General features: G+C 71.0%; 24 protein-coding genes and 2 tRNA genes. 12 read left to right on the plus strand and 14 right to left on the minus strand.

Annotated elements, in window-relative coordinates; all coding sequences use genetic code 11:
• Positions 1-218: 218 nt before the first annotated feature.
• From Vse01_RS11290 to Vse01_RS11300, 3 genes are all read left to right on the plus strand, one after another.
• Positions 219-1,481, plus strand: coding sequence for a L,D-transpeptidase (locus tag Vse01_RS11290; RefSeq protein ID WP_093401874.1), 1,263 nt, complete (start codon positions 219-221; stop codon positions 1,479-1,481).
• 126 nt (positions 1,482-1,607) lie between these two features.
• Positions 1,608-2,876 (plus strand): L,D-transpeptidase, encoded by a 1,269-nt coding sequence (locus tag Vse01_RS11295; protein WP_093401875.1) that lies wholly within the window; start codon positions 1,608-1,610, stop codon positions 2,874-2,876.
• Positions 2,877-3,527: 651 nt separating this feature from the next.
• Entirely contained in the window at positions 3,528-4,871 is a 1,344-nt protein-coding gene (locus Vse01_RS11300; RefSeq protein WP_232511038.1) for a hypothetical protein, read from the plus strand.
• A 10-nt stretch (positions 4,872-4,881) separates the two neighbouring features.
• Here Vse01_RS11300 and Vse01_RS11305 read toward each other — a convergent pair whose 3' ends face one another.
• From Vse01_RS11305 to orn, 3 genes are all read right to left on the minus strand, one after another.
• Entirely contained in the window at positions 4,882-5,058 is a 177-nt protein-coding gene (locus tag Vse01_RS11305; RefSeq protein ID WP_170863292.1) for a hypothetical protein, read from the minus strand.
• Between the two features lie 66 nt (positions 5,059-5,124).
• A tRNA-His gene (locus Vse01_RS11310) sits at positions 5,125-5,200 on the minus strand.
• Between the two features lie 125 nt (positions 5,201-5,325).
• A complete protein-coding gene (orn, locus tag Vse01_RS11315) occupies positions 5,326-5,916 on the minus strand; it encodes an oligoribonuclease (RefSeq protein WP_093401876.1) in 591 nt (196 codons plus the stop codon).
• Between the two features lie 73 nt (positions 5,917-5,989).
• Here orn and Vse01_RS11320 point away from each other — a divergent pair, with 73 nt between their 5' ends.
• Positions 5,990-7,285, plus strand: coding sequence for a glycosyltransferase family 87 protein (locus Vse01_RS11320; protein ID WP_093401877.1), 1,296 nt, complete (start codon positions 5,990-5,992; stop codon positions 7,283-7,285).
• A 290-nt stretch (positions 7,286-7,575) separates the two neighbouring features.
• On the opposite strand, the gene Vse01_RS29780 is transcribed toward Vse01_RS11320, so the two are convergent.
• The 3 genes from Vse01_RS29780 to Vse01_RS11335 all read right to left on the minus strand — a co-directional run bounded on the left by Vse01_RS29780 (position 7,576) and on the right by Vse01_RS11335 (position 11,080).
• Positions 7,576-8,502, minus strand: a complete 927-nt coding sequence (locus Vse01_RS29780) for a hypothetical protein (protein ID WP_093401878.1) — start codon at positions 8,500-8,502, stop codon at positions 7,576-7,578.
• 141 nt (positions 8,503-8,643) lie between these two features.
• Positions 8,644-9,411, minus strand: a complete 768-nt coding sequence (locus tag Vse01_RS11330; RefSeq protein WP_093401879.1) for a YcnI family copper-binding membrane protein — start codon at positions 9,409-9,411, stop codon at positions 8,644-8,646.
• A gap of 13 nt (positions 9,412-9,424) precedes the next feature.
• A complete protein-coding gene (locus Vse01_RS11335) occupies positions 9,425-11,080 on the minus strand; it encodes a copper resistance CopC/CopD family protein (protein ID WP_093402047.1) in 1,656 nt (551 codons plus the stop codon).
• A gap of 362 nt (positions 11,081-11,442) precedes the next feature.
• Between Vse01_RS11335 and Vse01_RS11340 the strand changes: the two genes are divergently transcribed.
• The 4 genes from Vse01_RS11340 to Vse01_RS11355 are packed head-to-tail and all read left to right on the plus strand — an operon-like array spanning position 11,443 to position 14,261.
• Positions 11,443-11,946, plus strand: coding sequence for a sigma-70 family RNA polymerase sigma factor (locus tag Vse01_RS11340; RefSeq protein WP_232511059.1), 504 nt, complete (start codon positions 11,443-11,445; stop codon positions 11,944-11,946).
• On the plus strand, positions 11,943-12,440 hold the full coding sequence (locus tag Vse01_RS11345) for a MauE/DoxX family redox-associated membrane protein (protein ID WP_093401881.1): 498 nt from the start codon (positions 11,943-11,945) through the stop codon (positions 12,438-12,440). The genes Vse01_RS11340 and Vse01_RS11345 overlap by 4 nt, the downstream gene beginning before the upstream one ends.
• A complete protein-coding gene (locus Vse01_RS11350) occupies positions 12,433-13,149 on the plus strand; it encodes a DsbA family protein (protein WP_093401882.1) in 717 nt (238 codons plus the stop codon). Before Vse01_RS11345 ends, Vse01_RS11350 begins: the two co-directional genes overlap by 8 nt.
• Positions 13,146-14,261 (plus strand): hypothetical protein, encoded by a 1,116-nt coding sequence (locus Vse01_RS11355; RefSeq protein WP_093402048.1) that lies wholly within the window; start codon positions 13,146-13,148, stop codon positions 14,259-14,261. Before Vse01_RS11350 ends, Vse01_RS11355 begins: the two co-directional genes overlap by 4 nt.
• Here Vse01_RS11355 and Vse01_RS11360 read toward each other — a convergent pair.
• From Vse01_RS11360 to Vse01_RS11375, 4 genes are read right to left on the minus strand one after another with little or no spacing between them, the layout of a single operon-like run.
• Entirely contained in the window at positions 14,251-15,021 is a 771-nt protein-coding gene (locus Vse01_RS11360; RefSeq protein ID WP_093401883.1) for an energy-coupling factor ABC transporter ATP-binding protein, read from the minus strand. The two genes, Vse01_RS11355 and Vse01_RS11360, sit on opposite strands and share 11 nt — an antisense overlap.
• 7 nt (positions 15,022-15,028) lie before the next feature.
• Positions 15,029-15,799: a cobalt ECF transporter T component CbiQ gene (gene cbiQ / locus Vse01_RS11365; protein ID WP_093401884.1), complete on the minus strand. Its 771-nt coding sequence runs from the start codon at positions 15,797-15,799 to the stop codon at positions 15,029-15,031.
• A 5-nt stretch (positions 15,800-15,804) separates the two neighbouring features.
• Positions 15,805-16,191 carry a PDGLE domain-containing protein gene (locus Vse01_RS11370; protein ID WP_093401885.1) on the minus strand — a complete coding sequence of 129 codons (387 nt, stop codon included), beginning with the start codon at positions 16,189-16,191 and terminating at the stop codon, positions 15,805-15,807.
• Complete coding sequence (locus tag Vse01_RS11375; RefSeq protein WP_093401886.1) at positions 16,188-16,904, minus strand: energy-coupling factor ABC transporter permease; 717 nt, start codon at positions 16,902-16,904, stop codon at positions 16,188-16,190. The genes Vse01_RS11370 and Vse01_RS11375 overlap by 4 nt, the downstream gene beginning before the upstream one ends.
• Positions 16,905-17,057: 153 nt before the next feature.
• On the opposite strand from Vse01_RS11375, the gene bcp reads away from it, so the two are divergent.
• The 3 genes from bcp (at position 17,058) to Vse01_RS11390 (ending at position 18,372) form a co-directional block, all read left to right on the plus strand.
• Positions 17,058-17,534: a thioredoxin-dependent thiol peroxidase gene (gene bcp, locus Vse01_RS11380; protein ID WP_093401887.1), complete on the plus strand. Its 477-nt coding sequence runs from the start codon at positions 17,058-17,060 to the stop codon at positions 17,532-17,534.
• A 109-nt stretch (positions 17,535-17,643) separates the two neighbouring features.
• A tRNA-Leu gene (locus Vse01_RS11385) sits at positions 17,644-17,730 on the plus strand.
• Between the two features lie 93 nt (positions 17,731-17,823).
• Complete coding sequence (locus Vse01_RS11390; RefSeq protein WP_170863294.1) at positions 17,824-18,372, plus strand: GNAT family N-acetyltransferase; 549 nt, start codon at positions 17,824-17,826, stop codon at positions 18,370-18,372.
• A gap of 56 nt (positions 18,373-18,428) precedes the next feature.
• Here the strand turns inward: Vse01_RS11390 and Vse01_RS11395 are convergent, their stop codons facing one another.
• On the minus strand, positions 18,429-19,424 hold the full coding sequence (locus Vse01_RS11395; protein WP_093401889.1) for an expansin EXLX1 family cellulose-binding protein: 996 nt from the start codon (positions 19,422-19,424) through the stop codon (positions 18,429-18,431).
• 462 nt (positions 19,425-19,886) lie between these two features.
• Here Vse01_RS11395 and Vse01_RS11400 point away from each other — a divergent pair, with 462 nt between their 5' ends.
• Positions 19,887-21,593 carry a CocE/NonD family hydrolase gene (locus Vse01_RS11400; protein WP_093401890.1) on the plus strand — a complete coding sequence of 569 codons (1,707 nt, stop codon included), beginning with the start codon at positions 19,887-19,889 and terminating at the stop codon, positions 21,591-21,593.
• Between the two features lie 256 nt (positions 21,594-21,849).
• Here the strand turns inward: Vse01_RS11400 and Vse01_RS11405 are convergent, their stop codons facing one another.
• The 3 genes from Vse01_RS11405 to Vse01_RS11415 form a co-directional block, all read right to left on the minus strand.
• Complete coding sequence (locus Vse01_RS11405; RefSeq protein ID WP_093401891.1) at positions 21,850-22,155, minus strand: hypothetical protein; 306 nt, start codon at positions 22,153-22,155, stop codon at positions 21,850-21,852.
• A 101-nt stretch (positions 22,156-22,256) separates the two neighbouring features.
• Positions 22,257-23,075 (minus strand): MOSC domain-containing protein, encoded by an 819-nt coding sequence (locus Vse01_RS11410; RefSeq protein ID WP_093401892.1) that lies wholly within the window; start codon positions 23,073-23,075, stop codon positions 22,257-22,259.
• 4 nt (positions 23,076-23,079) lie between these two features.
• Positions 23,080-23,913 (minus strand): O-methyltransferase, encoded by an 834-nt coding sequence (locus tag Vse01_RS11415; RefSeq protein ID WP_093401893.1) that lies wholly within the window; start codon positions 23,911-23,913, stop codon positions 23,080-23,082.
• Positions 23,914-24,175: the final 262 nt, after the last annotated feature.

Consider the following 24,175-nt stretch of genomic DNA (forward strand, 5'->3'; position numbering starts at 1 on the left):
TCCGCTGCTCTGCCAGTTGAGCTAGCGGCGCTCGCTGACAACGGGGGAAACACTAGCACGCACTCTGAAGCGGGTTCCAATCAGATCCCGGGGTCCTCCCTTCGGTCGAGCTTTTCGGACATTTAACGAGAAACCTTTGCAAAGTGTGGGACCGGGGTGATGCCGGGCGGCAGCGATACGGCACGATGTCCGCCAGGTGCGCTAGGACAGGGGTGGGGATGGGCAGGTTCGCGCGGGCCGGGGCGTTGTTGGGTGCCTTGGGGCTGGTGGCGTCGCTGGCATTGTCGGGCTGCGGCAAGGAACGCGCGGCGGCCGAGTTCGTACCCGGTCAGACACCCGGGGCGACCGGCACGGAGGCCCCGGGGACGCCGGGGGCGCCGGAGGTGCCGAGTGGTCCGCCGCTGACGGTGAGCCCGGCCGACGGGGCGAAGAACCGGCCGGTAAGCGTGGAGATCGGCGCGAAGCTGCCGGACGGCGGCGAGGTGTCGCAGGTCACCCTCAAGACCGAGGACGGCAAGCAGGTCAAGGGCAAGCTGCGTACGGACGGGTCTTCGTGGGTGCCGTCGGCGCCGTTGAAGTGGTCGACCCGCTACACCGCCACGGTCTCCGCAAAGGGGCCGGACGGCGCGGTGAGCGAGGGCACCAGCACGTTCACCACGATGGCCAAGCCCGGCTCGATGATCACCTCGGGGCTGTACCTGTTCGACGACCGGACGTACGGGGTGGCCATGCCGGTGGTGGCGGAGTTCCACCCGGGCATCCCGAAGAAGGACCGGGCCAAGGTGCAGAAGCGGATGTTCGTGCAGACCGATCCGCCGCAGCCGGGCGCCTGGCACTGGGTGGACAACGGCACGCAGGCGTACTACCGCGCGCCGGAGTACTGGAAGGCCGGCACCAAGCTGACCGTACGCATCGCCCTGGCCGGCATTCCGCTGAGCAACGGTCGGTTCGGCAACGTCGACCGCAACGCCACCGCGAAGATCGGCTCGGCCTTCGAGATGAAGGTGACCAACTCCGACAAGCGGATGCGGGTGTACGAGGACGGGCAGCTGATCAAGACGCTGCCGGTCAGCCTGGGCAAGAAGAAGACCCCCTCGTCCAGCGGCACGCTTGTGGTGATGGAGAAGAAGGAAGCGACAGTCTTCGACACGATGGACGACCCGGATCCGGAGAACCGGTACGTCACGGACATCGAGTTCGCCCAGCGGATCACCTGGGGCGGCGAGTACATCCACGCGGCCCCCTGGTCGGAGCACGTCCAGGGACGACAGAATGTCTCCCACGGCTGCGTGAACGTCTCGATGGCGAACGCCCGCTGGCTCTTCCAACGTACGAAGATCGGCGATCCGATCACCATCACCGGCACCGAACGCAAGCTGGCGGCGGGCAATGGTTGGACCGCGTGGAACCTGAGCTGGTCGGAGTTCGTCAAGGGCAGTGCGCTGCCAGTTCCGGACGGTGGCGCCGGTCCGGCCGTATGACCGGACGAAATATGTCACTATCCGGACATCCCGCTTCCACGTGTTTCGGTTCACTTGTCGCAACGGGTACGTGAACTGGTGCGTCAGTAATGGGAACGGGCAGCGGACCACGACTGTGAGGACACCATGCGAGTTCGGGACCAGCGCAACCGACGGCGGGGGGTGCTCGCCGCGGGCTTGCTCGCCGTGACGTTGGCACTGACCTCCGCCTGCACCGGCGGTAAGGGTGGCGACAAGGGGCCGGGCTGGCAGGACGGCGCCGAACAGCCGGCCGCGAAGGCGTCGGTGAGCATCAGCGAGCCGGCCGCGGACGCGAAGGACGTGCCGGCGTCGGCGGCGATCGCCTTCGCCGCCGAGCAGGCCGAGGACGTCACGGTCGAGCTGACCGACGCCGAGGGCGAGGCGGTCGAGGGCGACCTGGCCGCCGACGGCCGCAGTTGGCTGCCGTCGAAGGCGTTGACCTACGGCGCCGCGTACACCGCCACCGTCACCGCGACCGGCGACGATGGCCTGCCGGTGACCGCGACCAGCGCCTTCACCGTGATGGAGGAGCCGGAGAAGCAGGTACGCGTCAGCAGTTTCCTCGGCGACGACCAGACGGTCGGGGTGGCTATGCCGCTGATCGTGAAGTTCGGTCGGGACATCCCGGAGCAGTACCGCGCCGACCTGCAGCGCCGGATGACGGTGACCTCGGAGCCGGCCCAGGAGGGCATCTGGCACTGGGTCAGCCCCACCGAGGTCCGCTACCGGCCAAAGGAGTTCTGGCAGGCCGGCAGCAAGGTGTCGTACCGGGTCCAGGCCGGCGGGCTGCCGCTTGGCGACGGTTGGTACGGCCGGGCCGACCTGACCGTCGACATCGCCATCGGCCCGAAGCTGCTGATGACGGTGGACAACCGGACCAAGCGGATGATCGTCACCAAGAACGGCGAGAAGATCAAGACGATCCCGGTGAGCCTCGGAAAGAAGAGCACCCCGTCCTCCAGCGGCACGATGGTAGTGATGGAGAAGCTGCGCAAGACGGTCTTCGACACGTACGACGAGCTGGGCCCCGAGGACGGGTACCGGACGAAGATCGATTACGCGCAGCGGCTCACCTGGGGCGGCGAGTTCATCCACGCGGCACCGTGGTCGGAGGGGCAGCAGGGCACGACGAACGTCTCGCACGGCTGCGTGAACGTCTCGATGGCCAACGGCGCCTGGCTGTTCAACAACACGCGGGTCGGTGACCCGATCGTCGTCAAGGGCACCGAACGCAAGCTCCAGATCGGCAACGGCTGGACAGACTGGAACGTCAGCTGGGAGGAGTACGTCAAGGGCAGCGCCCTGCCGTACGAGCCGGCCGCCAACGACGAGACCGACCCGGACGTCTCGTCAAGCGAAGCACCCACCGCCTGACCCCACGCCGGCACCGGCGCCACGACGTGCCGCAACCTGGGGCCTCCGCCGGCAGGCGTACCGCGACACGCCGCAACCTGCGGCCTCCGCTGGCAGGCATACCGCGACATGCGGCAGCCGGGGTGGCTGCTCCCCGCAGGGGACCGCAACGCTCCCGTGGCCCAGCCGCCGGGAGATCGCCGACAGCGGCACGTTCGGCGAGATCAGCCGCCGCCTGGGTGTGCCGCAAATCGTGGATACGCAGCCCGGACAGCCCGGCCGCCTCCACTGACGTGAGCCAGCCCCGGCGGAAGTTCCTGGCACGCACCGGCTCGCCGTTGGGGTGGCGAAGACGAATTCATCGCGGCTCTTGCCGACGACCAGTGCGCTGAGCGCCTCGGCGACCTTCGGCGTGAACGTGACGGTACGGCACCCCCGGGCCTTCTTCGGCGTACCGAAGATCAGCGACCCGATGCTGACCTCGTTGGCGTCCGGCTCCTCGTCACGGGCGGCCCGGTCCGGGTTGAGGTGCTCCAGCAGCAAGAAGCGAACCGCGAGCAGGCTGGCGGGCGAACGCGCCTCGGGGCCATCTCCTTGATCGACTGATGGTGAGCGGCGATACACTCCTGACCCGCACCCGGACAGGGGACGACAACGCAAGGGAGCACTGCATTGAGGCGCTGGCTACCGCTACTCGTGGCGCTCGCCTGGGTGGGGCTCTGGGTGGTGGCTCTTCGCCCCGCCGTCGGACCCGCCAACGACGCCTACCGCTACGCGAGCGCCACTCTTGAGCTGCTCGGCGAGACACCCGCCGACGCGCAACAGGCCGCCCTCGCGGCCTACTGCCGCGACCAGGCCCGGTCGGACGCCCGGCGGGCAGCCGTCAACCCGCTCACCATCGACAAACCGCCCCGCATGGCCCAGCGCGTCCGTGACTGCATCGCCAAGTACCCCGACGGCCTGACACCGAACAAGCCCCGCTACGAAGCGATCTTCGGCGACCGGCCCGGCTATCCGATCCTGGCCGCCCCGCTCGTCGCAGTCCTCGGCGTCAACGCCGGCCTGTCCGTGACCTCCGTGCTGTGCACCGCCATCGGCGGGCTGATCGTCGCCAGGCTGCTACGCGAGCTCGGCGCGCCGGTGCACCTGGCGGTAGCCGGGCAGGTGGCCTACTACGGGTCACCGATCGGCTGGTGGGGCTCCTACCCGCTCACCGAAGGGCCGGTCATGGCGCTCACCGTTGCCGCGCTACTTGGCGCGTGGTGGCTGACGCGCCGCCGTATCATGGCCGGCACGGTGCTGCTTGTCGGCGCGGTCGCGGTAGGGGCCACGATGCGCCACTCCACGTTCCTTCTGGTCGCGGCGGGGCTGACCGCTGCCGCTCTCCTTGCCGCCGCGACCAGCCGGCAGCACCGGCACGCCGGCACGTTCCTCCTCGCCGGTGTGGGTGCCGCCGCGGCGACGGGTATCGCCGTGACCGCCAAGGTGCTCAACCTGGCAGGTGCCGGGGAGACGTTGCAGGACAAGTTCACCGACCACTTCACCCGGCCCGACGTCGCCGACCCGTGGCGTCGACTGGTCGACCTGAATGTCAACTTTTGGCCGCAGTGGTTGCAGCAGGAGCTGCGGGCACCGTGGCTGCTCGCTGGTCTGGCCCTGGGCGCGTGGGCGCTGATGCGCCGCGACCGTGCTTTGGCGTGGGTGACGTTGGCTGTCGCCGGCACTGGGTTGGCCACGCAGGTCGCCCACCCGGTGACAGGTCAGGGTGATCGGCTCTACATTGCGATGTGGCTGGTGCCGGTCGTGGGTGTTCCGCTGCTGCTGGCGTCGCGGCGTGACGCTCCTACTACCGGTGGATCATCGTCTTGGGCCGCGGATTCGACCCACCCCATCGATCTTGACAAAGATGCTGCGGACCGAGTGGTAGCCGATCGCGAACGAGTGCGGCGGATGCCACGCGTTGTAGACCCGGCAGGCGTTACGCACCCGCACCCTGATCGTCCCGTCCGTCGGTGAATCCCACACCTCATCGACCTGTGACAGCCAGCTGTCCGACCAGTAGGCCGGCCGGATCCCACCAGCGGCGGTCCGGCCACCGCACCGGGTACTCCATCCCCAGCTGCCGCACCGCCTCGCCCGCCGCCAGGTGGTCGGGGTTGTCGTCGAGCAGACCTACGCCGAGGGGTACGCAGACAGGGCACATGAACTGACTTCCCCTACCCGTTCCCTATGACGTGTCAGGCCCCCTCCGTGGAGGGGGCCTGACCGCTGGGGTGACTGATGGGAATTGAACCCACGACAACCGGGACCACAACCCGGTGCTCTGCCAACTGAGCTACAGCCACCATGCCGCCGCGCCCGGTCGATTGCCCGGGGCGGGTGCGGTGAAATCATACCCCCACCACGGCCGACCACGTCCAGCGGGTTGCCGCCGGGCCGCGACAGGCAAGCCGCGGCAGCCTGGGGGCGGTCAGAGTTCGCCGGCGATCGCCTTGGCGCTCTCCACGTCGGGCCCGGGCAGGGGCACGAAAATGGTGCGCCGGTAGTACTCCAACTCCCGGATGCTCTCCCGGATGTCGGCCAGGGCCCGGTGCGCCAGACCCTTCTGCGGCTGACCGAAGTACACGCGGGGGTACCAGCGGCGGCACAGTTCCTTGATCGAGGAAACGTCGATCATGCGGTAGTGCAGGTGGGCGTCGAGGCGGGGCATGTCCCGGGCGATGAAGCCACGGTCGGTGGCGATCGAGTTGCCGCAGAGCGGGGCGGTGCGCGGATCCTTGACGTGGCGGGTGACATAGTCGAGCACCCGGTCCTCCGCCTCGGCCAGGGTGACGGCGGAGCGGCGTACCTCGTCGGTAAGCCCCGACTTGCCGTGCATCGTCCGGACGATCTCGGGCATCGCGTCCAGCGCGGCGTCGTCAGCGTGAATCACCACGTCGACGCCGTCACCGAGCACGTTGAGGTCGGGATCGGTGACCAGCGCGGCGACCTCGATCAGCTTGTCGCCACCGAGGTCCAGCCCGGTCATCTCACAGTCGATCCAAACGAGAAGATCAGCCACCGGGACAGCCTACGCGCAGGCCAAGTCTCGTGGCTCCGCGCCGCCACGGTCACCGACCGCTAAGGTCTTCCCCGTGTCCGCCGAACCCGCCACACCACCCTGCGTCGACCTGGACGACCCGGGCAGCCGTACGGCCCGCCGGGTCGTGGGAGCGCTGGCGTTGGCGGCGGCGCTTCCCGCCCTCTACCTGCCGGGACGCACCCACGACTACTTCGACCTGAAGATCTACATGGCGGCCATGGACTGGTGGGCCGCCGGCAACCCGCTGTACGACTACGTGCAGCCGGACCGGGTGCAGGGCGAGTTGTACTTCACCTATCCGCCGTTCGCCGCTCTGGTCCTGCTGCCGTTCTCCTGGCTGAAGTTGGGCGCCACGGTGGCGATCTTCACCGGGCTGACCCTGCTCGGCGTGGTGGTCACCACGAAGTGGCTGCTCGACCCGGTGATCCGTCGCCACCACCTGCCCCACCTGTTCACCCTCGTGGTCGGCGTGCTGCTCGTGCTCGGCGTGGAGAGCACCCGGGAGACGATCACCTTCGGGCAGATCAACATGCTGCTGGTGGTGCTGATCCTGGCCGACCTGCTGTTCGCCGTACCCCGCGACAGCCGCTGGGCCGGAGTGGGCGTCGGGTTGGCGGCGGCGCTCAAGCTGTTCCCGGCCATTTTCGTGATCTACCTGCTGGCCACCCGGCGGTGGCGGGCGGCGGTGGTGGCCGGGGCGACCGCGGCCGGGGCGACCCTGCTCGCCGCGGCGGTCGCGCCGGCTGATTCGTGGCGGTTCTGGACGCACGAGCTGTGGGCCACCGACCGGGTCGGCCGCACCGACTACACCGGCAACCAGTCGCTGTTCGGGCTGCTGAGCCGGCTCATCGCTCCGGAGGAGCCGAGCCGGCTGCTCTGGCTGCTGCTGGTCGCGGTGGTCAGCGGGTACGGGCTGTGGCGGGCGGTGCGGGCGTCGCAGGCCGGGGACGCGCTGACTGGTCTGACGCTCACCGGACTGGTGGCGGCGCTGATCAGCCCGATCACCTGGACACACCACATCTACTGGTTCATCCCGGCGGTGGTGATCCTGGCGGACGCGGCGTTGGGCACCGATCCGCGCTCTGTGGCGGGGGCACGCCGACGCCGCCGGCTGCTGATTCTCGCCGTCGCAGTCACCTCGATCATCGTGTACGGGGTGGTGTCCTTCTACGACTGGGGAATCACGCCGACGCCGACCGGCAGCCCGTGGGAGTTCCTGCTCCGCAACGCGTACGTGTGGCTCTGCCTCGTGCTGCTGGTCGTCCTGCCGGTGCGTCCCGGCACCCGGGTCCAGCGCCGACAGCACGCAAAGTCGGACACTCTTCCCGAGACCCCCATTCGTCGGTAATCTGGTCCCAGGGTTATCAAAACCCCACGGACACCGATATCCCCCGGTGAAGGGCGGCCCTCCGCGTCGGCAGCACGGAGGGCCGCCCACCCCCGCCTCCCCCCACCAATCCCCCACCCCACCCACCCCACCCCCGCGTCTCGCCCACCCACCCCGCCCCGCCCCACCTCGTCGATCTTGCCGTTGTGGTCGCCAATACGCCACCTTTGCACCCTTTGCCGGGACCAGAAGTGCAAGATCGCGGGCGAGGTGAGCGGGCGAGACGCGGGGGTGGGGGTGGGGTGGCGTGGTCAGCTGGGTGGGGCGGGTGGGCGGAGGGGGCGATGGGGGGTGGCGGGGGTGGGAAGCTCGGCGAGAGTGGCGGGACGCGGGACGGGGCCGATCGCGGGGCGGCTCGTGGTGGCCGGCACCGTGGCGGCGACCGGGACGAGTTGACGCTCGGGCAGCCTGCGGGGGCCGGGCGGCACCGGCGCCCCCAGGCCGGTGAGCGAGCTGATCCCGAGTCGTCCGGCGAGGACCGGCACCTGATCCGGCTCGACCACGATGACCACCTCGCGCGGGCGGACCGGCCGCAGCAGCACCAACGCGGCGAGGATCACCAGCAGCGTCCCGCCGGTGAGTGAGCCCCAGGTGGCCGGGGCGATCCAGCCGGCCCGCAGTTCCGCACTCAGGTCGAGGGTCACCCCCGCCCCACCGTCGGGTCGCATCAGCACCAGACTCAACCGCTGCCCGGCCAGGTCGCCGGGGTCCCATTCGAGTACGCCGTAGCCCGCGCGTACCCAGAAGGTCTGTGCGGCGGGTGCGGCCGGGACGGTGGGCGGCGTCCCCGCCACCGGGGTCACCTGTTCCAGCCGGACCGGCAGCGGCCCCCGGGCCAGCGACATCCGGAGCACCGCGGCGTGCGGCGCGCCGGCCAGCCACCGTTGTGCCTCCTCGGCCGGGGCCAGGCCGACGAAGGCCGGCCCGTCGGGGGTACGCGCGTCCAGCCGCAGCCGGGCCTGCCCGCCACGGGCGAACGGCACCTCCTGCCGGACCAGCGCGTCGAGGTCGGTCACCACCACCGCGTGCCCCGGAGTCTGCACGGTCTCGAACCGGGCGGTGAACGCCCCGTCGGGGCCGGCGTGACCGGTCAGCAGTCCGAGCGCGGCCGCACCGATCAGCGCGGCGGTGCCGACGGTCAGCAGCAGCATTCCGGTAAGCGTCCACACGAAACGCATGCGCCCTGTTCCCCTCTGTAGCCAGACACCCGGCCGACCTTACCTACGCCGACCCGCCAATCAGCGGATATCCACGGCACGGACGCCGAAAGCGGGCAGGCCCGCCGGGATCACCCGGCGGGCCTGCCACTGCGGTGACGCTCAGGAGGTCGGAGTGGTCGCCTCGTCGCCCGGGGCCCCGCCACTGGTACGCCGGGTACGGGCGAAGGCCAACCCACCGAGCACCAGCCCACCGAGGCCGGCGATCAGCCCGGCGACGCCGAGGCCCACCGCCACACCGTTGCCGTCCTCGTCGTCGCTGTCGTCGGGCGACGCCGCAGCGGGCGCGTCGGTCGGTGCCGTCGTCGGCGTGTCGGCGCCGGCAGCGGTGAGGGTGAGCACCGGGGCCGGGGCGGCCGGCTCCTCGCCACCGGGCTGCGGCTCGTCGATCCAGCGCACCACGGCACCGTCGGAGTAGGTCTGCAACGCCTTGAAGACCATCTGGTCGATCTCAGGCAGCGGACCCATGGAGACCGGGAACTCCTGGAAGGTACCGGGGGTGATGGCGGCTCCCTCGCCGGCCGTCCAGGTGATCTTCGAGACCACCTCGGTGATCTCGCTGCCGTGCACCTGCACCGGCGGGTCGACCTGCCGCTTCTCCACGGCCACCGTCCAGCCCGGCACCGGCATGGTCGACACCGAGCCGAGCGGCGCGTTCTCCGGCAGGAAGATCTCCAGCTTGGTGGTCGACGCGGTGTCGCTCTCGTTCGGTACCCGGAACGCGAGCCGGCCGTAGCCGCCCTGGGTCGCCTCACGCGGATTGACCGTGACGTGCGCGGAGGCCGGCGCCACGAAACCGAACACGGCTGTGGCGACGGCGCCGAGCGTCAGAGCGGCGGCGGTGGCGGCGAAACGCCGGTGACGGAGCATCGATGGAACCTCTCTATCGGACGGGCACGGTGGCGGTCACCGTGGCCTGGTCGATCTCGGTGGTACGGGCGGTGACCCGCAACTCCCACTCGCCCGCCGCGGGCAGACTGATCTCGCCGGTGGCGTGGTTGTCGGTGAGCGGCAGCAGGGGCACCTGGATCGGCTCGATCCCGGCCGCCGGCAGGGCCACGGTGACCTGCCACTCGACGACCGGCAGCGGCTGGTTGTCCAGCGTGTACGCGTACAGGTGCACCGAGTTGTTGCCCCTGCGGGCCGGGGACACCTCGATCTGCATGGAGTAGAGCGAGCTGGTCGCCGTGGTGCTGAAGTACCCGCTGTCGGCGGCGGACACGTCCGTGGAGACGCTGCGGGCGGGTGTCGTCTGGACCAGGGTGGCCGACACCCCGAGCACGATCGCGGTGATCGTCAGCTCCGCCCAGATCGCCCGGCGTACCGGGGCCGGTTGGCTGGCCGCGACCCGGGTGCGTACCAGGTGACGGGAGTAGGCGGCCACCGCGATGACAAGCACGAAGAGCCCGATCTTCGCCAGCACCAGTCGCCCGTACGTGGTGTTCACAAGTGCCGCCGGGGTGGCCACCTCGATCAGCGCCTGGACGGTGCCGGCGAGCAGCAGCGCGGAGACCGCCAGGGCCGCCCAGCGTGACCAGATCGGCAGGATCGCCCCCAGTTCCCGCTCGTCGGCCCGGGGCAGCAGGAACACGGCGAGCATCACCAACCCGCCCAGCCAGACGGCCATGCCGCCCAGGTGGACCGTGTCCACGAGCACCGACACCGCCGGGGCGGGCGAGGCGGCCGGGTGCCCGGCCATCGGCCAGGTGAGCAGCGCGCCCACGGCGAGCACACCGAGGATCACCAGGTCCGTCCGGCCCACCGGACCGGCCAGCAACGGCCGGAGCAGCAACGCCACCGCGGCCAGCAGTCCGAGCCGGACCAGGTGAGCGGCGCCGAAGGCGCTGCCGAGCACCAGGCTCAGCCCTTCGCCGGTGATGTCGAACAGTCCGCCGCCGTTGGTGTAGGGCACCTGGAGCAGGACCGCCGCCACCGTGGCCAGCGTCACCAGCCCGAGGCCGGTCCAGGCCAGCCGGGCCGGCCCGCGTCGGGACAGCCGGCGCGGCCAGAGCAGGGCGAGCACCAGCGCCGGCCCGATCACCAGCAGCAGTCCGGCGTAGCCGACGAACTTGGCGACCTTGACCGCGGTGCCGACCACCGGGTTCGCCTGGCCGTCGTCGCCGCTGTCCACCGGCGGCTCGGAGGGTGCCCCGACGGAGTAGGTGAACGCGCCGGAGACCGGATGGCTGTCGGCGGAGATCACCCGGTAGGTGACCAGGTAGGTGCCGTTACCGCGACCGGTGTCGACGGGAATGTTGACCACACTGCCGGCGAAGGTGGGCTCGCCCTGATCCGCGCGCGATCCGTCCGGGGCGATCACCCGGATCCGGTCCGGCACCTTGCGTACCGACTCGCTGAAGGTGAGCACCACCTCGGCCGGCGCGGCGGGTACCACGGCCGAGGCAGCCGGGCTGCTGCTGGACAGCACGGCGTGAGCACCGGCCGGGCTGGCGGGGACGAGCAGCAGCGCCACGACGGCGACCAACAGGCCGGCGGTCGCGGCCAGCCGGGCGAACCGGCGGCGATGGGCGGCAGTCATGACGCCCATGGTCGCCGACGACACCCGTTCCAGGCGAGCCACATCCATCGATTGATCCCGATTTCCCATGAGCGGGCGCGGGCGCGCGGAAACCGGACCGGACGTCATACGCGGATAGTCGGTCACCGGGCCGGCAAAGTTCCCGGAGTGGCGCATTCCATGGAAGGGCCGAAGGACCCTGCTGCTCACCGTGCCGCCGCGTAACCTGGATTGTCGTGATCCCCGCCCCGCGCGACATCCCCGCCACCGCCGACAGCGGCATCGTCGGCGCGGAGCGCGCCGACGGCCCACCCCGGTCACCTGCCCGATCGGCGCAGCAGGCAGAGCCGGACCCGACCGTCGACCCGACCACCCGGTGGGCGCTGGCCGCACGGGACGGCGACCCGGTGGCCCAGGCCGCGTTCGTGCGCGCCACCCAGGCCGAGGTGTGGCGATTCGCCGCAGCGCTTGTCGATCCGGACAGCGCCGACGATCTCACCCAGGAGACGTACCTACGGGCCTTCCGCGCGCTGCCCGCCTTCGCCGGCCGGTCCAGCGCGCGCACCTGGTTGCTCGGCATCGCCCGCCGAACCTGCGCCGACCACCTGCGCACCGTGGTACGGCGGCGCCGACTCGATCAACGGCTCACCGCGCACGCGCACACCGACGTGCCGCACCCCGACCCGGCCGGTCAGCTCGGCGCGAGCGACCTGGTCCGCCGGCTGGCCGCCGAACGGCGCGGGGCATTCGTGCTGACCCAGCTGCTCGGCCTGTCGTACGCCGAGGCCGCCGCGGTGGAGGGGGTGCCGGTCGGCACCATCCGCTCCCGGGTGGCGCGAGCCCGGGCCGAACTGGTCGACGCGGTCGGTGAGGCGTTGGCCGGATGAACAGCAATCTGCGCACCTGGCGCCCCTGGCTCGGTCTCGCCGTCCGGCTCGGCCTGGCCGTCGTCTGGCTGTGGGCCGGCTGGTCGAAGGTCGGTGACCTGGCTGGCTCCGGTCGCGCGGTGAACGCCTACCAGGTGCTGCCGTACGACGTGGCGATGGTGGTCGGTGCGGCGCTGCCCTTCGTCGAGCTGGCGTTGGCTCTGCTGCTGCTGCTCGGGCTGGCCACCAGGCTGGCCGCCGGAGTCTCCGCGGCCCTGCTGCTGGTCTTCATCGCAGGCATCGCCTCGGCCTGGTCGCGGGGGCTGGCCATCGACTGCGGCTGCTTCGGGGTGGGCGGCGAACTGCCGGCCGGGGAGACGCCCAGCTATCTCCCGGAAATTCTCCGGGACATCGGCTTCCTGGCACTGGCCGGGTTCCTGCTGATCTGGCCCCGCACCGCCGTCTCTGCCGACGGCGCGCTGGCGGGCGAACCGGTGGAGGACGACAATGAGTAGTCGCAAGGGACGCAAAGACGCGGCCCGGGTGGTCCGGGAGCAGATGGCCCAGGAGCGACGCCGCAAGCGCACCCTGTGGATCTCCCTGAGCGCGGTGCTGGTGCTGGTCATCGCCGGCCTGATCGGCTGGAGCGTCTGGTCGAGCCAGAAGTCCGACGAGTTCACCGCGCCGCCGGGCGCGAACGAGGCAGGCACCGGCGTCGTGGTCGGATCCGGGCCGGTGACCATCGACATCTACGAGGACTACCTCTGCCCGGCCTGTAAGCAGTTCGAGCAGACCAGCGGTGCCACCATCGAGCAGTTGATCGCCGACGGCAGGGTGCGGGTGGTGTATCACCCGGTGGCCTACCTCAACCGTTACTCCAGCACCGAGTACTCGACCCGGTCCTCGGCCGCTTCCGGCTGCGCCGCCGAGGGCGGCAAGTTCACCGAGTTCAGCAAGGCGCTGTTCGAGCGGCAGCCCCCGGAGGGCGGGGCCGGCCTCAGCAACGACGAGCTGATCGACATCGGGGTCGGGGTGGGGCTGGACCGCGACGCGTTCGGCAGCTGCGTCCGGGACGGCAAGTACCAGCCGTGGACGGAGCACGTGACCGCCGAGGCGAGCCGCGCCAACGTCACCGGCACGCCGACCATCCTGGTCGACGGGGAACCGGTGCGGGAGTGGACGCCGGAGAACATCACCGCAGCGGTGGAGGCGGCCGGCCGGTGACCCTGCTCGCCCGGGCCGGGCTGCTGCTCGCCGCCACCGTCACCGCGATCCTCGCGACCGCCGCCCCGGCCCTCGCCCACGGCGCTGACGCGCCGAACGGGACGGACTACCGGGTGACCGTCACCGACGCCGGTCGCCCCGACCTGCGGGTGCGGATCATCGAGGCGGGTGCCCGGCTGGAACTGACGAACACCGGCGACACGCCGGTCGAGGTGATCGGCTACTCGGGAGAGCCGTACCTGCGGATCGGTCCGGACGGCGTCCACGAGAACTCCCGCTCACCCGCGACGTATCTGAACCGCACCATCGTGGGCGACACCGCCCTGCCGGCGGAGGCCGACCCGGCCGCCGAGCCGCGCTGGCGTCGCGTCGACGGCGGGACGACGGCCCGTTGGCACGACCAGCGGGCCCTGTGGCGCGAGACGACACCGCCCGCCCAGGTCCGCGCCGCGCCTGAGCGCGAGCACCGGGTACGCGACTGGGTGATACCGCTGCGCGACGCGGACGGGCCGCTGGAGATCCGCGGCACCCTGGACTGGGTGCCGCCGCCGGACGCGTACACCTGGTGGGTGGTGACCGTCGTCGGTGCGCTGGCGGTCGGTGCGCTCGGGGTGCTGCCGGCGACGTCCGGCCCCGGGCGGCGGGCGCTTGTCGCCCTCGGCGGGCTACTCGTCGTCGGCGGGGCCGCGGCGATCGCGCTCGCCCTCGGACGGACGCTTGACGCCGGGGCCCAAGGACTGGGCGGAGTGCTTGCCGGCCTGCTGACCGGTCCGGTATGGACCCTGCTGACCGGCCTGGGGGCGATCGCCGCCGGGGCGCGGGCGATGACCGGCGGCCACACGTCGACCGACGGCGGTGGAGCGGCGTCGGCTTCCCGCTCCCACGCCGACTTCCTGGTCGCGCTCGCCGGGGTCTGCCTGGCGTTGTTCGCCGGGGTGACGAACATCGCCGGGTTCGCCCGGGCGGTGCTTCCAGTGCCGTGGCCGCCCACGATCGCCCGGGTGCTTGTGGTTCTCGTGCTGGTCGCCGGTGCCGGCGCGCTGGCCGCCGCATTGCTGCGCCTGCACGCCGCGGCCCGCCACGCGGCTGGGGCGACGGCCGCTACTCGCTGATCGACGTGCGCCCCGGGGTGGGACGGAACGGGTAGGGCAGTTCGAGGCGGTGCCGGGCGAGCAGTTCCTCGTCGTCGAGCAGGACGGCTGTCGGCCCGTCGGCCACGATCCGCCCGCCGTCGAGGATGACCGAGCGGTCGCAGAGTTCGTACGCGTACGGCAGGTCGTGGGTGACCATCAGCAGGGTCACCGGCAGGGTACGCAGGATGTCGGCCAGTTCCCGCCGCGCCGCCGGGTCGAGGTTGGACGACGGCTCGTCGAGCACCAGGATCTCCGGACGCATCGCCAACACGGTGGCCACCGCCACCCGACGGCGCTGCCCGAAGGAAAGATGGTGCGGGGTCCGGTCGCGGTGCTCGGACATGCCCACCGCGGCCAGCGCCTCGTCCACCCGGGCGGCCAGCTCCGGCCCGCGCAGCCCGAGGTTGCCCGGCCCGAACGCCACATCCTCGGCGACGGTGGGCAGGAAGAGCTGATCGTCCGGATCCTGGAAGACGATGCCCACCCGGCGGCGGATCTCCGCAAGCGTCGCCCGGTCCGGGCCGACGGTCAGACCGCCGACCGCGATCTGCCCCTCGGTGGGCGTCAGGATGCCGTTGAGGTGCAGCACCAGCGTGGTCTTGCCGGCGCCGTTGGGGCCGAGCAGGGCGACCCGCTCGCCGCGCCCCACCGTCAGGTCGACGCCGTCCAGCGCGACATGGCCGTCGGGATAGGCGTACCGGACGCCGTGGACGTCCAGGCTGGGCGGGGTGGGCTGCACGCTTCGATCATGTCAGGACGGCGGCGGTGGCGGCCACGGTGCCCGCCAGGACCGGCACGGTGGCCGCGATCAACCACTGCCCGGTCGTTGCCGCCGCGGTGCCCTGCCACACCGTCGGCATCCGACCGGTGTAACCACGCGACAGCATCGCCAGGTAGACCCGCTCGCCGCGCTCGAAGGCACGCAGGAACAGCGCCCCGATGCCGGCGGCGAAGCCGCGTAGCTGCCACACGAAGCGCGGGTCGTCGCCCCGGGAGATCCGGGCGACCCGCATCCGCCGGGCCTCGCCGACCAGCACGTCGAGGTAGCGCAGCATGAAGGTGGCGATCTGGGTGAGGATCTGTGGACAGCGCAGCCGGTCCAGCCCCACGATCAGGTCGCGGGTGCTGGTGGTCGCCGCCAGCAGCAGCGACGCCCACACGCCGAGGGTGCCCTTGGCGATGATGTTCCACGCACCGTAGAGACCGTCGACCGACAGGTGCAGCCCGGCCACGTCCACCCGTTCGCCCGCGCCGAGGAACGGCAGGGCGAAGGCGAAGAGCACGAACGGCAGCTCGATTGTCGAGCGCAGCAACAGCCAGCGGGCGTTCACCCGGGCCAGCGCCGCGACGGCCGCGACCAGCAGGGCGTACGCGCCGAAGGCCCAGAGCGCCTCGCGGGGGGTGGCGACCACGGCGATGGTGAACGCCACCATCGCCGCGATCTTGACCTCCGGTGGTAGCCGGTGGACCGGCGAGTCGGACGCCCGGTACAGCACGTGGGCGTGCCCGGCCCCCACCTCGGCTACCCGCCGCTCGTGGTGGCCGGGTCGGTGCGCTCCGCCCCGGTCGCGTTCTCCGCCGCCGGCTGCCGGCGGCGGACCAGCCAGAAGGCACCGCCAGCCACGGCGAAGGTGAGCAGTACGCCCAGCACGCCGGAGAGCCCGGTGGAGAGGAAGTCGTTGTCGATGCCCGCGATGCCGTAGTCGGCCAGCGGTCCGCCGATCTCGTGCTCCCGCTCCTGCTGCGCCGGGCAGCTGCCGCCGGTGATCTCATCGTCGGCGTCGAAGGTGCAGCCCTCCCGCAGCGACGAGTCCAACCCGTCCGGATGCGACGAGGCGAAGTTGCTGACCACACCGGCCAACAGCAGGGAGACGAGGAGCCCACCGACGAGGAAACCCCACTTTTTCACCGGACACCTCCGACGGTCGGGACGGTCACCGGCGCGGCCGGCTTCAGGGCGCGCAGCGCGTACACCAGATCGGGGCGGACCTTCGCCACGGTGACCACGGTGGTGGCCGTGATCAGCCCTTCGCCGATGCCGATGAACAGGTGGGACACGGCCATGGTGCCGGCCAGGCCGGCCAGGTTGCCGCCGAGGTCGGTGGTCCCGCCGAGCTGGTACTGCAACACGAAGCCCATCGCCGCGACGACCACGCTGACCAGCGCGGAGACGAAGGCGGTGGCCGCCAACCCGGCCGGGGTGCGGGGCAGTACCCGGAGCAGCAGCGCGATCAGCAGGTACGCCACGGCGATGCCGATGACGGCCATGTTTGTGATGTTGAGCCCGAGCATGGCCACGCCGCCGTCACCGAAGACGAGGGCCTGCACCACCAGCACCACCGCGACGCAGAGCGCGCCGACCCAGGGCCCCACCAACATGGCGGCGAGCGCACCGCCGAGCAGGTGGCCACTGACCCCGGCGGAGAAGATCGGAAAGTTGAGCATCTGCACGGCGAAGATGAAGGCGGCGACCAGGCCGGCCATCGGCGCCAGCCGGTCGTCCAGGTCCTGCCGGCCACGCATGACGCAGTACGCCATCGCCGCCAGCGCGATCACCGCGAAGACCGCGGCGACCGGACCGTTGATGATGCCGTTGGAGATGTGCATCGCCAGGGCTTCCACGTGACCTCCCACGTGCCGGCGGACCCGTGCTCACCGGCAGAGGTGAGCGTATTTCCCGTACCACGCTGTTGCCAATAGCTGGCAACAGTGCCGTACGCCTCGCTCCCGTGCGGCGCCGGCCGGGCCGACGCAGCCCGACGGTAGGGTCGTGCCATGACCGCACCCGCCCGCCTCTCCCCCGGTGACCCGGCGCCCGGGTTCAGCCTGCCCACCGACAGCGGCAGCCAGCTCGCCCTGACCGACCTGCGCGGGCGCAAGGTCGTCCTGTACGCCTACCCCGCCGCGATGACTCCCGGCTGCACCAAGCAGGCCTGCGACTTCCGCGACTCGTTGGCCTCGTTGCAGGCCGCCGGATACGAGGTGGTGGGCATCTCACCGGACAAGCCGGAGAAGCTGGCGAAGTTCCGCGAGCGCGACGCGATCACCTTTCCGCTGGTCGCCGACACCGACAAGTCAGTGCTGACCGCCTACGGCGCGTACGGCGAGAAGCAGATGTACGGCCGCACCGTCACCGGCGTGATCCGCTCCACCTTCGTCATCGACGAGGAGGGCCGGATCGAGCGGGCGCTCTACAACGTCAAGGCCACCGGCCACGTCGCCAAGCTGCGCCGCGACCTCGGCCTGGACTGAATCGTCGCACCGGTCGGCGCGACGGACGGACCCGGATCCCGTTCCGCCCATCCCCGAGGGAGGGCCGGGCTCGACACGGCCAGGTGTCGCTCTAGAATCACTCAGGCCGGCGGGAGTGGCGGAATCGGCAGACGCGATAGGTTTAGGTCCTATTGTCCGAAAGGATGTGGGGGTTCAAGTCCCCCCTCCCGCACCAGTGGGCGCTCTCCCAACACAAGGGGTCAAAGGCGCTGTCGGACTCGTCACCATCTCGGGCGGTGGGTACGACTCGCGGGTCAGGATGACGGGCGTGAGCCTGCGCTTCGTCCTCGACCCGGAACTGACCGCTGAGCTGCGCGAACGGATCGTCGCACTCTGGGTCGACGTGACAAACGCCGGCGGTGCCGTCGGTTTCGTGGCACCGGTCACCGCCGACGAGGTACGCACCATCGCCGACCCGACGCTCGCCGGCATCGCGGACGGGCCGGACCGGTTGCTCCTCGGCTACGACGGCGACCGGCTGGTCGCCATGGCGATCTTCACCGATCCCCGGTTCCACCTGAAGCCGCACCTACGGGTGCTCACCCGGGTGATGGTGCATCCCGACACGCAGGGGCGTGGTTTCGGCGAGGCGCTGATGCGCGAGGCCGAACGGGTGGCCCGCCGCCTCGGGCTGGCGGCGCTGCACGTCACCGTCCGCGACGGGCTCGGGCTCAACCGGTTCTACCGGCGGCTCGGGTACCGGGAAGTGGGCCGCTGGCCCGCGGCGATCCGGGTCGCTCCCGGCGACGACCGCGACGAGATCCTGATGTGGCTCGGCCTGACCACAGACCGGCAGGATCACGGCACGAGCGGCTGACCGGCTCCGGCGCGGACGGCCCCGGCGCGGACGGTCGAAGCCCGCCGGCCGCAGCGTCAGCCGCAGCTGGGCGAGGGCGTGGCGAGCGGCGCGGCGGCGAATGCCTCAACCGCGGTCGGCTCAACCGACGCGGTCGCGTCGGTCGTCAACGCGACCGACGGCGTCGGCCGGGCCGAGGCGCGCGTCGACGCGCTGGCGGACGGTTTCGGGCGCGCCGACGGCGTTCCGGTGCCCGTGGCCGACCCGCGTGAACTGCCTCCGTACATCCGGACGGAGCTGCGCTGCACCGTCCCGGGTGCCATCCGGACGCCAGTGGCGGTGACCCGGTGGCCCCGGGTGTCGGTGACCCGGATCTGGTACGGACCAGGCCCGGCACCGGAGTCGATCAGCCAGTAGTTGTAGCTCTCCCGAGTGGCGGTCCGCCACTGGCCCGAACTGCCCTGACGCACCTCGACCGAGCGCAGCGGGTTGCCGTGGTTGGCGATCAGGACGGCGAACCACCACTGCGACGCGCCCTCCTTGATCCGGAAGGTGAGCGGACCGGGCAACGGCGGATCGACAACCAGCCGGTAGTTGACATCGACGATGCCCTGCACCGGGTCGGCGATGCGGGCGAACGCCTCCCGGGACAGGTCGAGATGGCCGGGAGCGCACTCGGGGCACTGGTCCATCACCATGACCCGTACGGTGCCCTTCGGGCCGGTCACCTCCAGGTATCCGCCGCAGGCGGCACCGTCGGCGTACTCGGACGGGCCGAGCGCCACGTAGCGCCGGTCGGCGGGGGCGGCCGGGTACGAGCAGTTCCCGCCCGCGCCCTTCGAGTCGTAGAAGGTGACCTTTCCCTTGTGGACGGTGCCGGCGGCCGGCGGTGCCAGCAGCCCGCCGACGGCGCGGAGCGCGGCACAGGCGGGGGCGGCACCCGAGCGCACCGCGAGGGTGACTCCGAGGAGTACGGCGAGCGCGGCGACGCTCCCACCGGCGAGCCAGCGGCCCAGAGCAGGACGGGACGCAGGCATCCCAGGCTCGTCCGCGGCGGTGGTGGCGTCGGTCATGAGGACCGATGCTGCCGGACCGGCGGGCTGGCGGACAAGCGAGCTAACTGAAATCTAAGCCTGGGCAACACCCACGCGCGGTTCCCGCAGCGAACCATGCCGATGCGGTGGCCGGAAGAGCTGAACTCCGAATTGGACACTGATCACAAACGGGTTCTCGGCGGACCGCATCCCTGACACGGTGTTCGTGGATGCGCATTCCGTAATTGACAGGAATGCCATCCACGCGGGGATGAGGGCGTGGGTGGCACATGACCGAACGGATGATCATTGTCTGCACACGCACGAACAAGGCGGTCGGCAGGCGTTCTCGCCGCGGTACTGGCAGTCTGGACGGGCGCGCTCTTCGCACCCGGTCAGGCGGCGGCGGCCCCACCCGAGATCGCTGTTGAGGACGGCGCCACCCAACCGGTCTTCTCCCTGGCCAACGCGATCAGCGAGACCGTGCATGTCGATTCGGACATGGACAGCGACGGTGACGGCCTGCTCGACACCATCACCGTCCAGCTGATCCGGCCGGCGGAGACGGCCGACGGCATGCAGGTCGCATCGATAGTCAAGGCAAGTCCGTACTGGACGGTCCAGAGCACGGCGGCCCGCCGCAGCACGGTGACCGACCCGATCGGTGATCCGGCCGTCCACTGGAGCGGCTGGTTGGACGAGTACTTCGTACCGCGAGGCTACGCGGTGCTCGAGGTGGAGATCGCCGGTACGGGCACGTCCGACGGGTGCCTGTCGGTCGGTGGCGAGTCGGACGGGCGGAGCGTGGCCGCCGTCATCGACTGGCTCAACGGCCGTACAACCGCCAACTACGCCAACGGCACCGCTGCGGTCGCGTCGTGGAGCACCGGCAACGTAGGCATGTACGGGGTCTCGTACGACGGCACGCTGGCCACGCAGGTGGCCGAGACGGGCATCGACGGGCTCAAGACGATCGTGCCGGTCAGCAGTATCTCCAGCTGGTACGACTACACCCGGGCCCAGGGCATCGGGTACCGCAGCTGGAGCGTCCGCTACATGGAGGGGTTCACCTCCCGCTGGGGCAACGACCAGTCCCTGGTGAACTGCACGGCGCAGTACCAGGCCATCGGTGACGGTGAGACGCTGGCCGAGTGGGACTACAGCCCCTTCTTCGCGGAACGTAACTACCGCAACGACGTGGATCAGGTCCAGGCATCGGTGTTCCTCGTGCACGGGCAGCGTGACGACAACGTCAAGACCACCCAGTGGGGCCGTTACTGGGACGAGTTGGTTACGCATGACGTCCCGCGCAAGGTGTACCTGCACGACGGAGCGCACGTCGACCCGTTCTACAGCGAGTCCAAGGACCCGGTCGGCCGGTGGATGGACTACTGGCTGTACGACATCGCCAACGGTGTGATGAACGAGCCGCAGGCCACCATCGCGCGACCGGACGGCACCCAGGTGAACGAAACCGGGTGGCCGCCGGCCGGCACCACGGACACGTCGCTGTACCTGGGCCCAGCCGGCAACGGGGGTGCCGGCAGCCTGACCACCACCGCGGGAGCGGGCAGCCAGCAGTTCACCAGCTCCGGCGCGGTGGCGGAGTCGACGATGCTGGCGAGCCCCGGCACCGTGCGGAGCTACCGGCTGGCGTATCTCGGGCCGACCCTCGCCTCGGAGAGCCGGCTCTCCGGCGCCGCCCGGATCGAGGTGACGTTCACCTCGGCCACCACGAGCACCCCGCTCACGGCTCTGCTCGTGCACTACACCGGCGGGTCGGTCACCCGCGTCGTGGCACGCGGCTCGCTCGATGCCAAGAACCGCCTGTCGCTGACCACCGGCACTCCCCTGACTCCGGGGCAACAGGCCACGGGCACCGTCCTGCTGGAGCCCAAGGACTACGTCTTCCCCGCCGGCAGCCAGGTCGGTCTCATTCTCACCGGCAACTTGAACGCGTTCGTCCACTCGGACCCGCTGGCGGGCCAGCTGACGGTGGCGCTCGGGACCAGCCGGGCGATCCTGCCGCTTACCGTCGCGCCAGCCCCGTCCTGCGCAGACCCGGCGTGGAGCCCCGCGGCCGTCTACAACACCAACGACGTGGTGTCGCACAACGGCCACCGCTGGCGTGCCCAGTGGTGGACGCAGAACCAGGAGCCGGGCACCACCGGTCAGTACGGCGTCTGGGTTGACCTGGGAGCCTGCTGACCTTCCCACCCCGAGGGCCCGCGCCGAAGACCGGCGCGGGCCCGACGGTCGTGTCGGCGGGTACCGCAGCCTGCTGATGCTACGAAAGGGCCCTGGATCACGCGTGGCGAGGGGTGGCCACCGCCCCGCCGGCCAACCAACGACGCAGCGCGGAACGCTGAGTCGGTGCCTGGTCGGCGGGGCCGTCGATTCCGTCGGTCACGTGCAGACATGCTGCCGGAGACTCGACCGCCCGGACAAGCGAGCTAAGCGAAAGCTAAGACGAGATCCATCTCGGCTGGGCGGTGGCCACCAGCCGGCGCAGCGGTTCCACGGCGTCCGGGTGGCTGCGCAGCGCGTCCTCGATCCGGACCCGCCACACGCCAGCCTCCACGAGGTCACGGCCGTCGTCCGGGGCCGAGCGCAGCCGGTCCCGCGTCTCCCGCAGCGACTGCGCCGTCCCCTCGCCCAGCAGTCGTTCCAACTCACCGGCGATGCTGCGGAAACGCTCGTCGTCGGGTACCGCCCCGACCAGCGTCCGGGCTGCGTCCCACGCCACCCGGGGATGATGGATCACCGACATCTCAGACTCCTTGGTCGAGGGCCCCTTCGGCCATCATCGATCCGCCGGTGGCTCAGCGACAAGGGCTGTCCGCCGGTCGTCGCCGAGCCGTGTCCGCCCGGTCAGTCGACAAGTTCCACCGGGTCGTCGAGCTTCACCTCACCCGACTCCAGCGGCACCAGGTTCAGTCCGAAGAGGAGCTTGCGATCGATGTTGCGGTGCCGGGCCAGGGTACGCAGCGGCTCCCGGCCGCGTACCCCGGTCTCCTGGTCGGTGGCGATGACCAGACAGCGGGCCGACAGGTCGGCGGCGCGGAAGCGGACGGACCCGATCCGCAGCCCACGCCCGACCCACTCGTCCTCCGCCCAGGCAGGGGCGCCGTCGACCACGAGGTTCGGCCGGAAGCGGGTCATCGGCACCGGTTGCGCACCATCCGCGACGAGCCAGTCGCCGAGCGCGGCCAGCGACGCCGTGCTGGTCAGCAGCACCGGGTACGCGTCGGCGAAGCTGACCTGGTCACCGGGATCGTACTTCCGGTCGCCGCGCGGGACGTGCCGGGCCGGGCGAGCCAGCCGGACCAGCCGGACCGGCCGGTCGAGCACCGCGCCGAACCAGGCGTCGGCGGCGGGGCCGGCGGGCAGCGCGTCGACAGTCAGCACCCGCCTGCGGAAGGTCCGCACCGCAACCGGCGTGACGTCGGCCGGCACCGGCACCACCAGGTCGGGGTGGCCGTCGGCGCGCAGCAGCAGCCCTTCGGGGTGCGGCCGGGCGCGCACCCGGGCCAGCGCGGTGACCTCACGCTGGGTGACGCCGACCCCGGCGTCGTCGACAAGCATCCACCGCCGGTCGTCGTTCAGCCCCCACTGTCGTACGGCGGCCGCGCCGTGGACGAGGCCACGGCAACCCTTTACCGGATAGGTGGTGATCCCGCTCAGCCGCACCTGGCTACCATGCCACGCCGATGCCGTCGCCCGGGTACCAGTGGTTCGCCGGCGTCTCCCGGTAGGCGAGGAATCGCCGCCCGGTGCGTTCGGCATGCTCGGCCAGCACGTTGGTGTGGGTGACGTTGTCGGTGAGCAGAATCGCGCCCGGGGCCAGCTTCACCTCGACGGCGGCGAACTCACGCCGCTCGTAGGCACGGCTGTGGTCGCTGTCGTGCAGGAACAGGTCGACCGGCCGGTCCAGCGCGGTGATCGACTCGACCGAGTCGCCGATCACCAGGTCGATCACCTCCGACCAGGGTGCGGTGCGGGCGAGGTAGCCGGCCTCGGGGTTGATGTCGATGGAACTGACCCGGCCGGGGTGCCCCTCGGCGGCGTTGCGCAGCAACGCGGCGGCCAGTACGCAACTGCCCAGCCCCTTGTCGACGCCGGTCTCGACGATGTGCTTCGGCCGCTTGGCCCGGACGATCGCGTACCAGCCGATGCGGCGGGCATAGCGGACCTGCTTGTCGGCCAGGCCACGCCGGGCGGCGCCCGCGACGGCCGAGCTGATGTGCTGCCGCAGCACGTCATCGGACTCGATCTCGGCGAGGTACTTACGGACCTGCTTGACCGGCAGCTCGCAGACGACGCTGACGAACCAGGCGAGATGATGGCGACTGAGCTTGGTCAACTCGTACGTGTAGTTGTGATGCTCCCGCGAGGCGACCAGCCAGCGGGCCGAGGTGCGCAGCACCTTGGCGTCGTGCCGCGCGACGGCGACCAGGCGTTTCGGAAAGGCGGCGACGGGGGCGAGGCGGGTACGGGCGATCGCCCGGCGCAGCTTGACGGCATCCACCGGGAGGTTCTACCAGATCGAGGGAACCAGTTGGGTAACTTCACGTCCGCAGCCGGCAGGCCGACGCCCCACAACTGCGCTGGGTGCTGGCTCCGCTAAACCTCCCCACCGGCAGCGGCGCAACGCGGGCGGACGTCGGCTACAGACAGATCTTGAATGACTAATACGGCAGCCGCCGTTTGAGATCTTGCTGGTGAGCCGGGGTGGACGCGAGGCGGCCACCGCGTGATCGTCTGTGCGTTGTGGACACAACATCAGATCT

This window comes from Micromonospora sediminimaris (assembly GCF_016863575.1).
GTDB classification, from domain to species: Bacteria; Actinomycetota; Actinomycetes; order Mycobacteriales; family Micromonosporaceae; genus Micromonospora; species Micromonospora sediminimaris.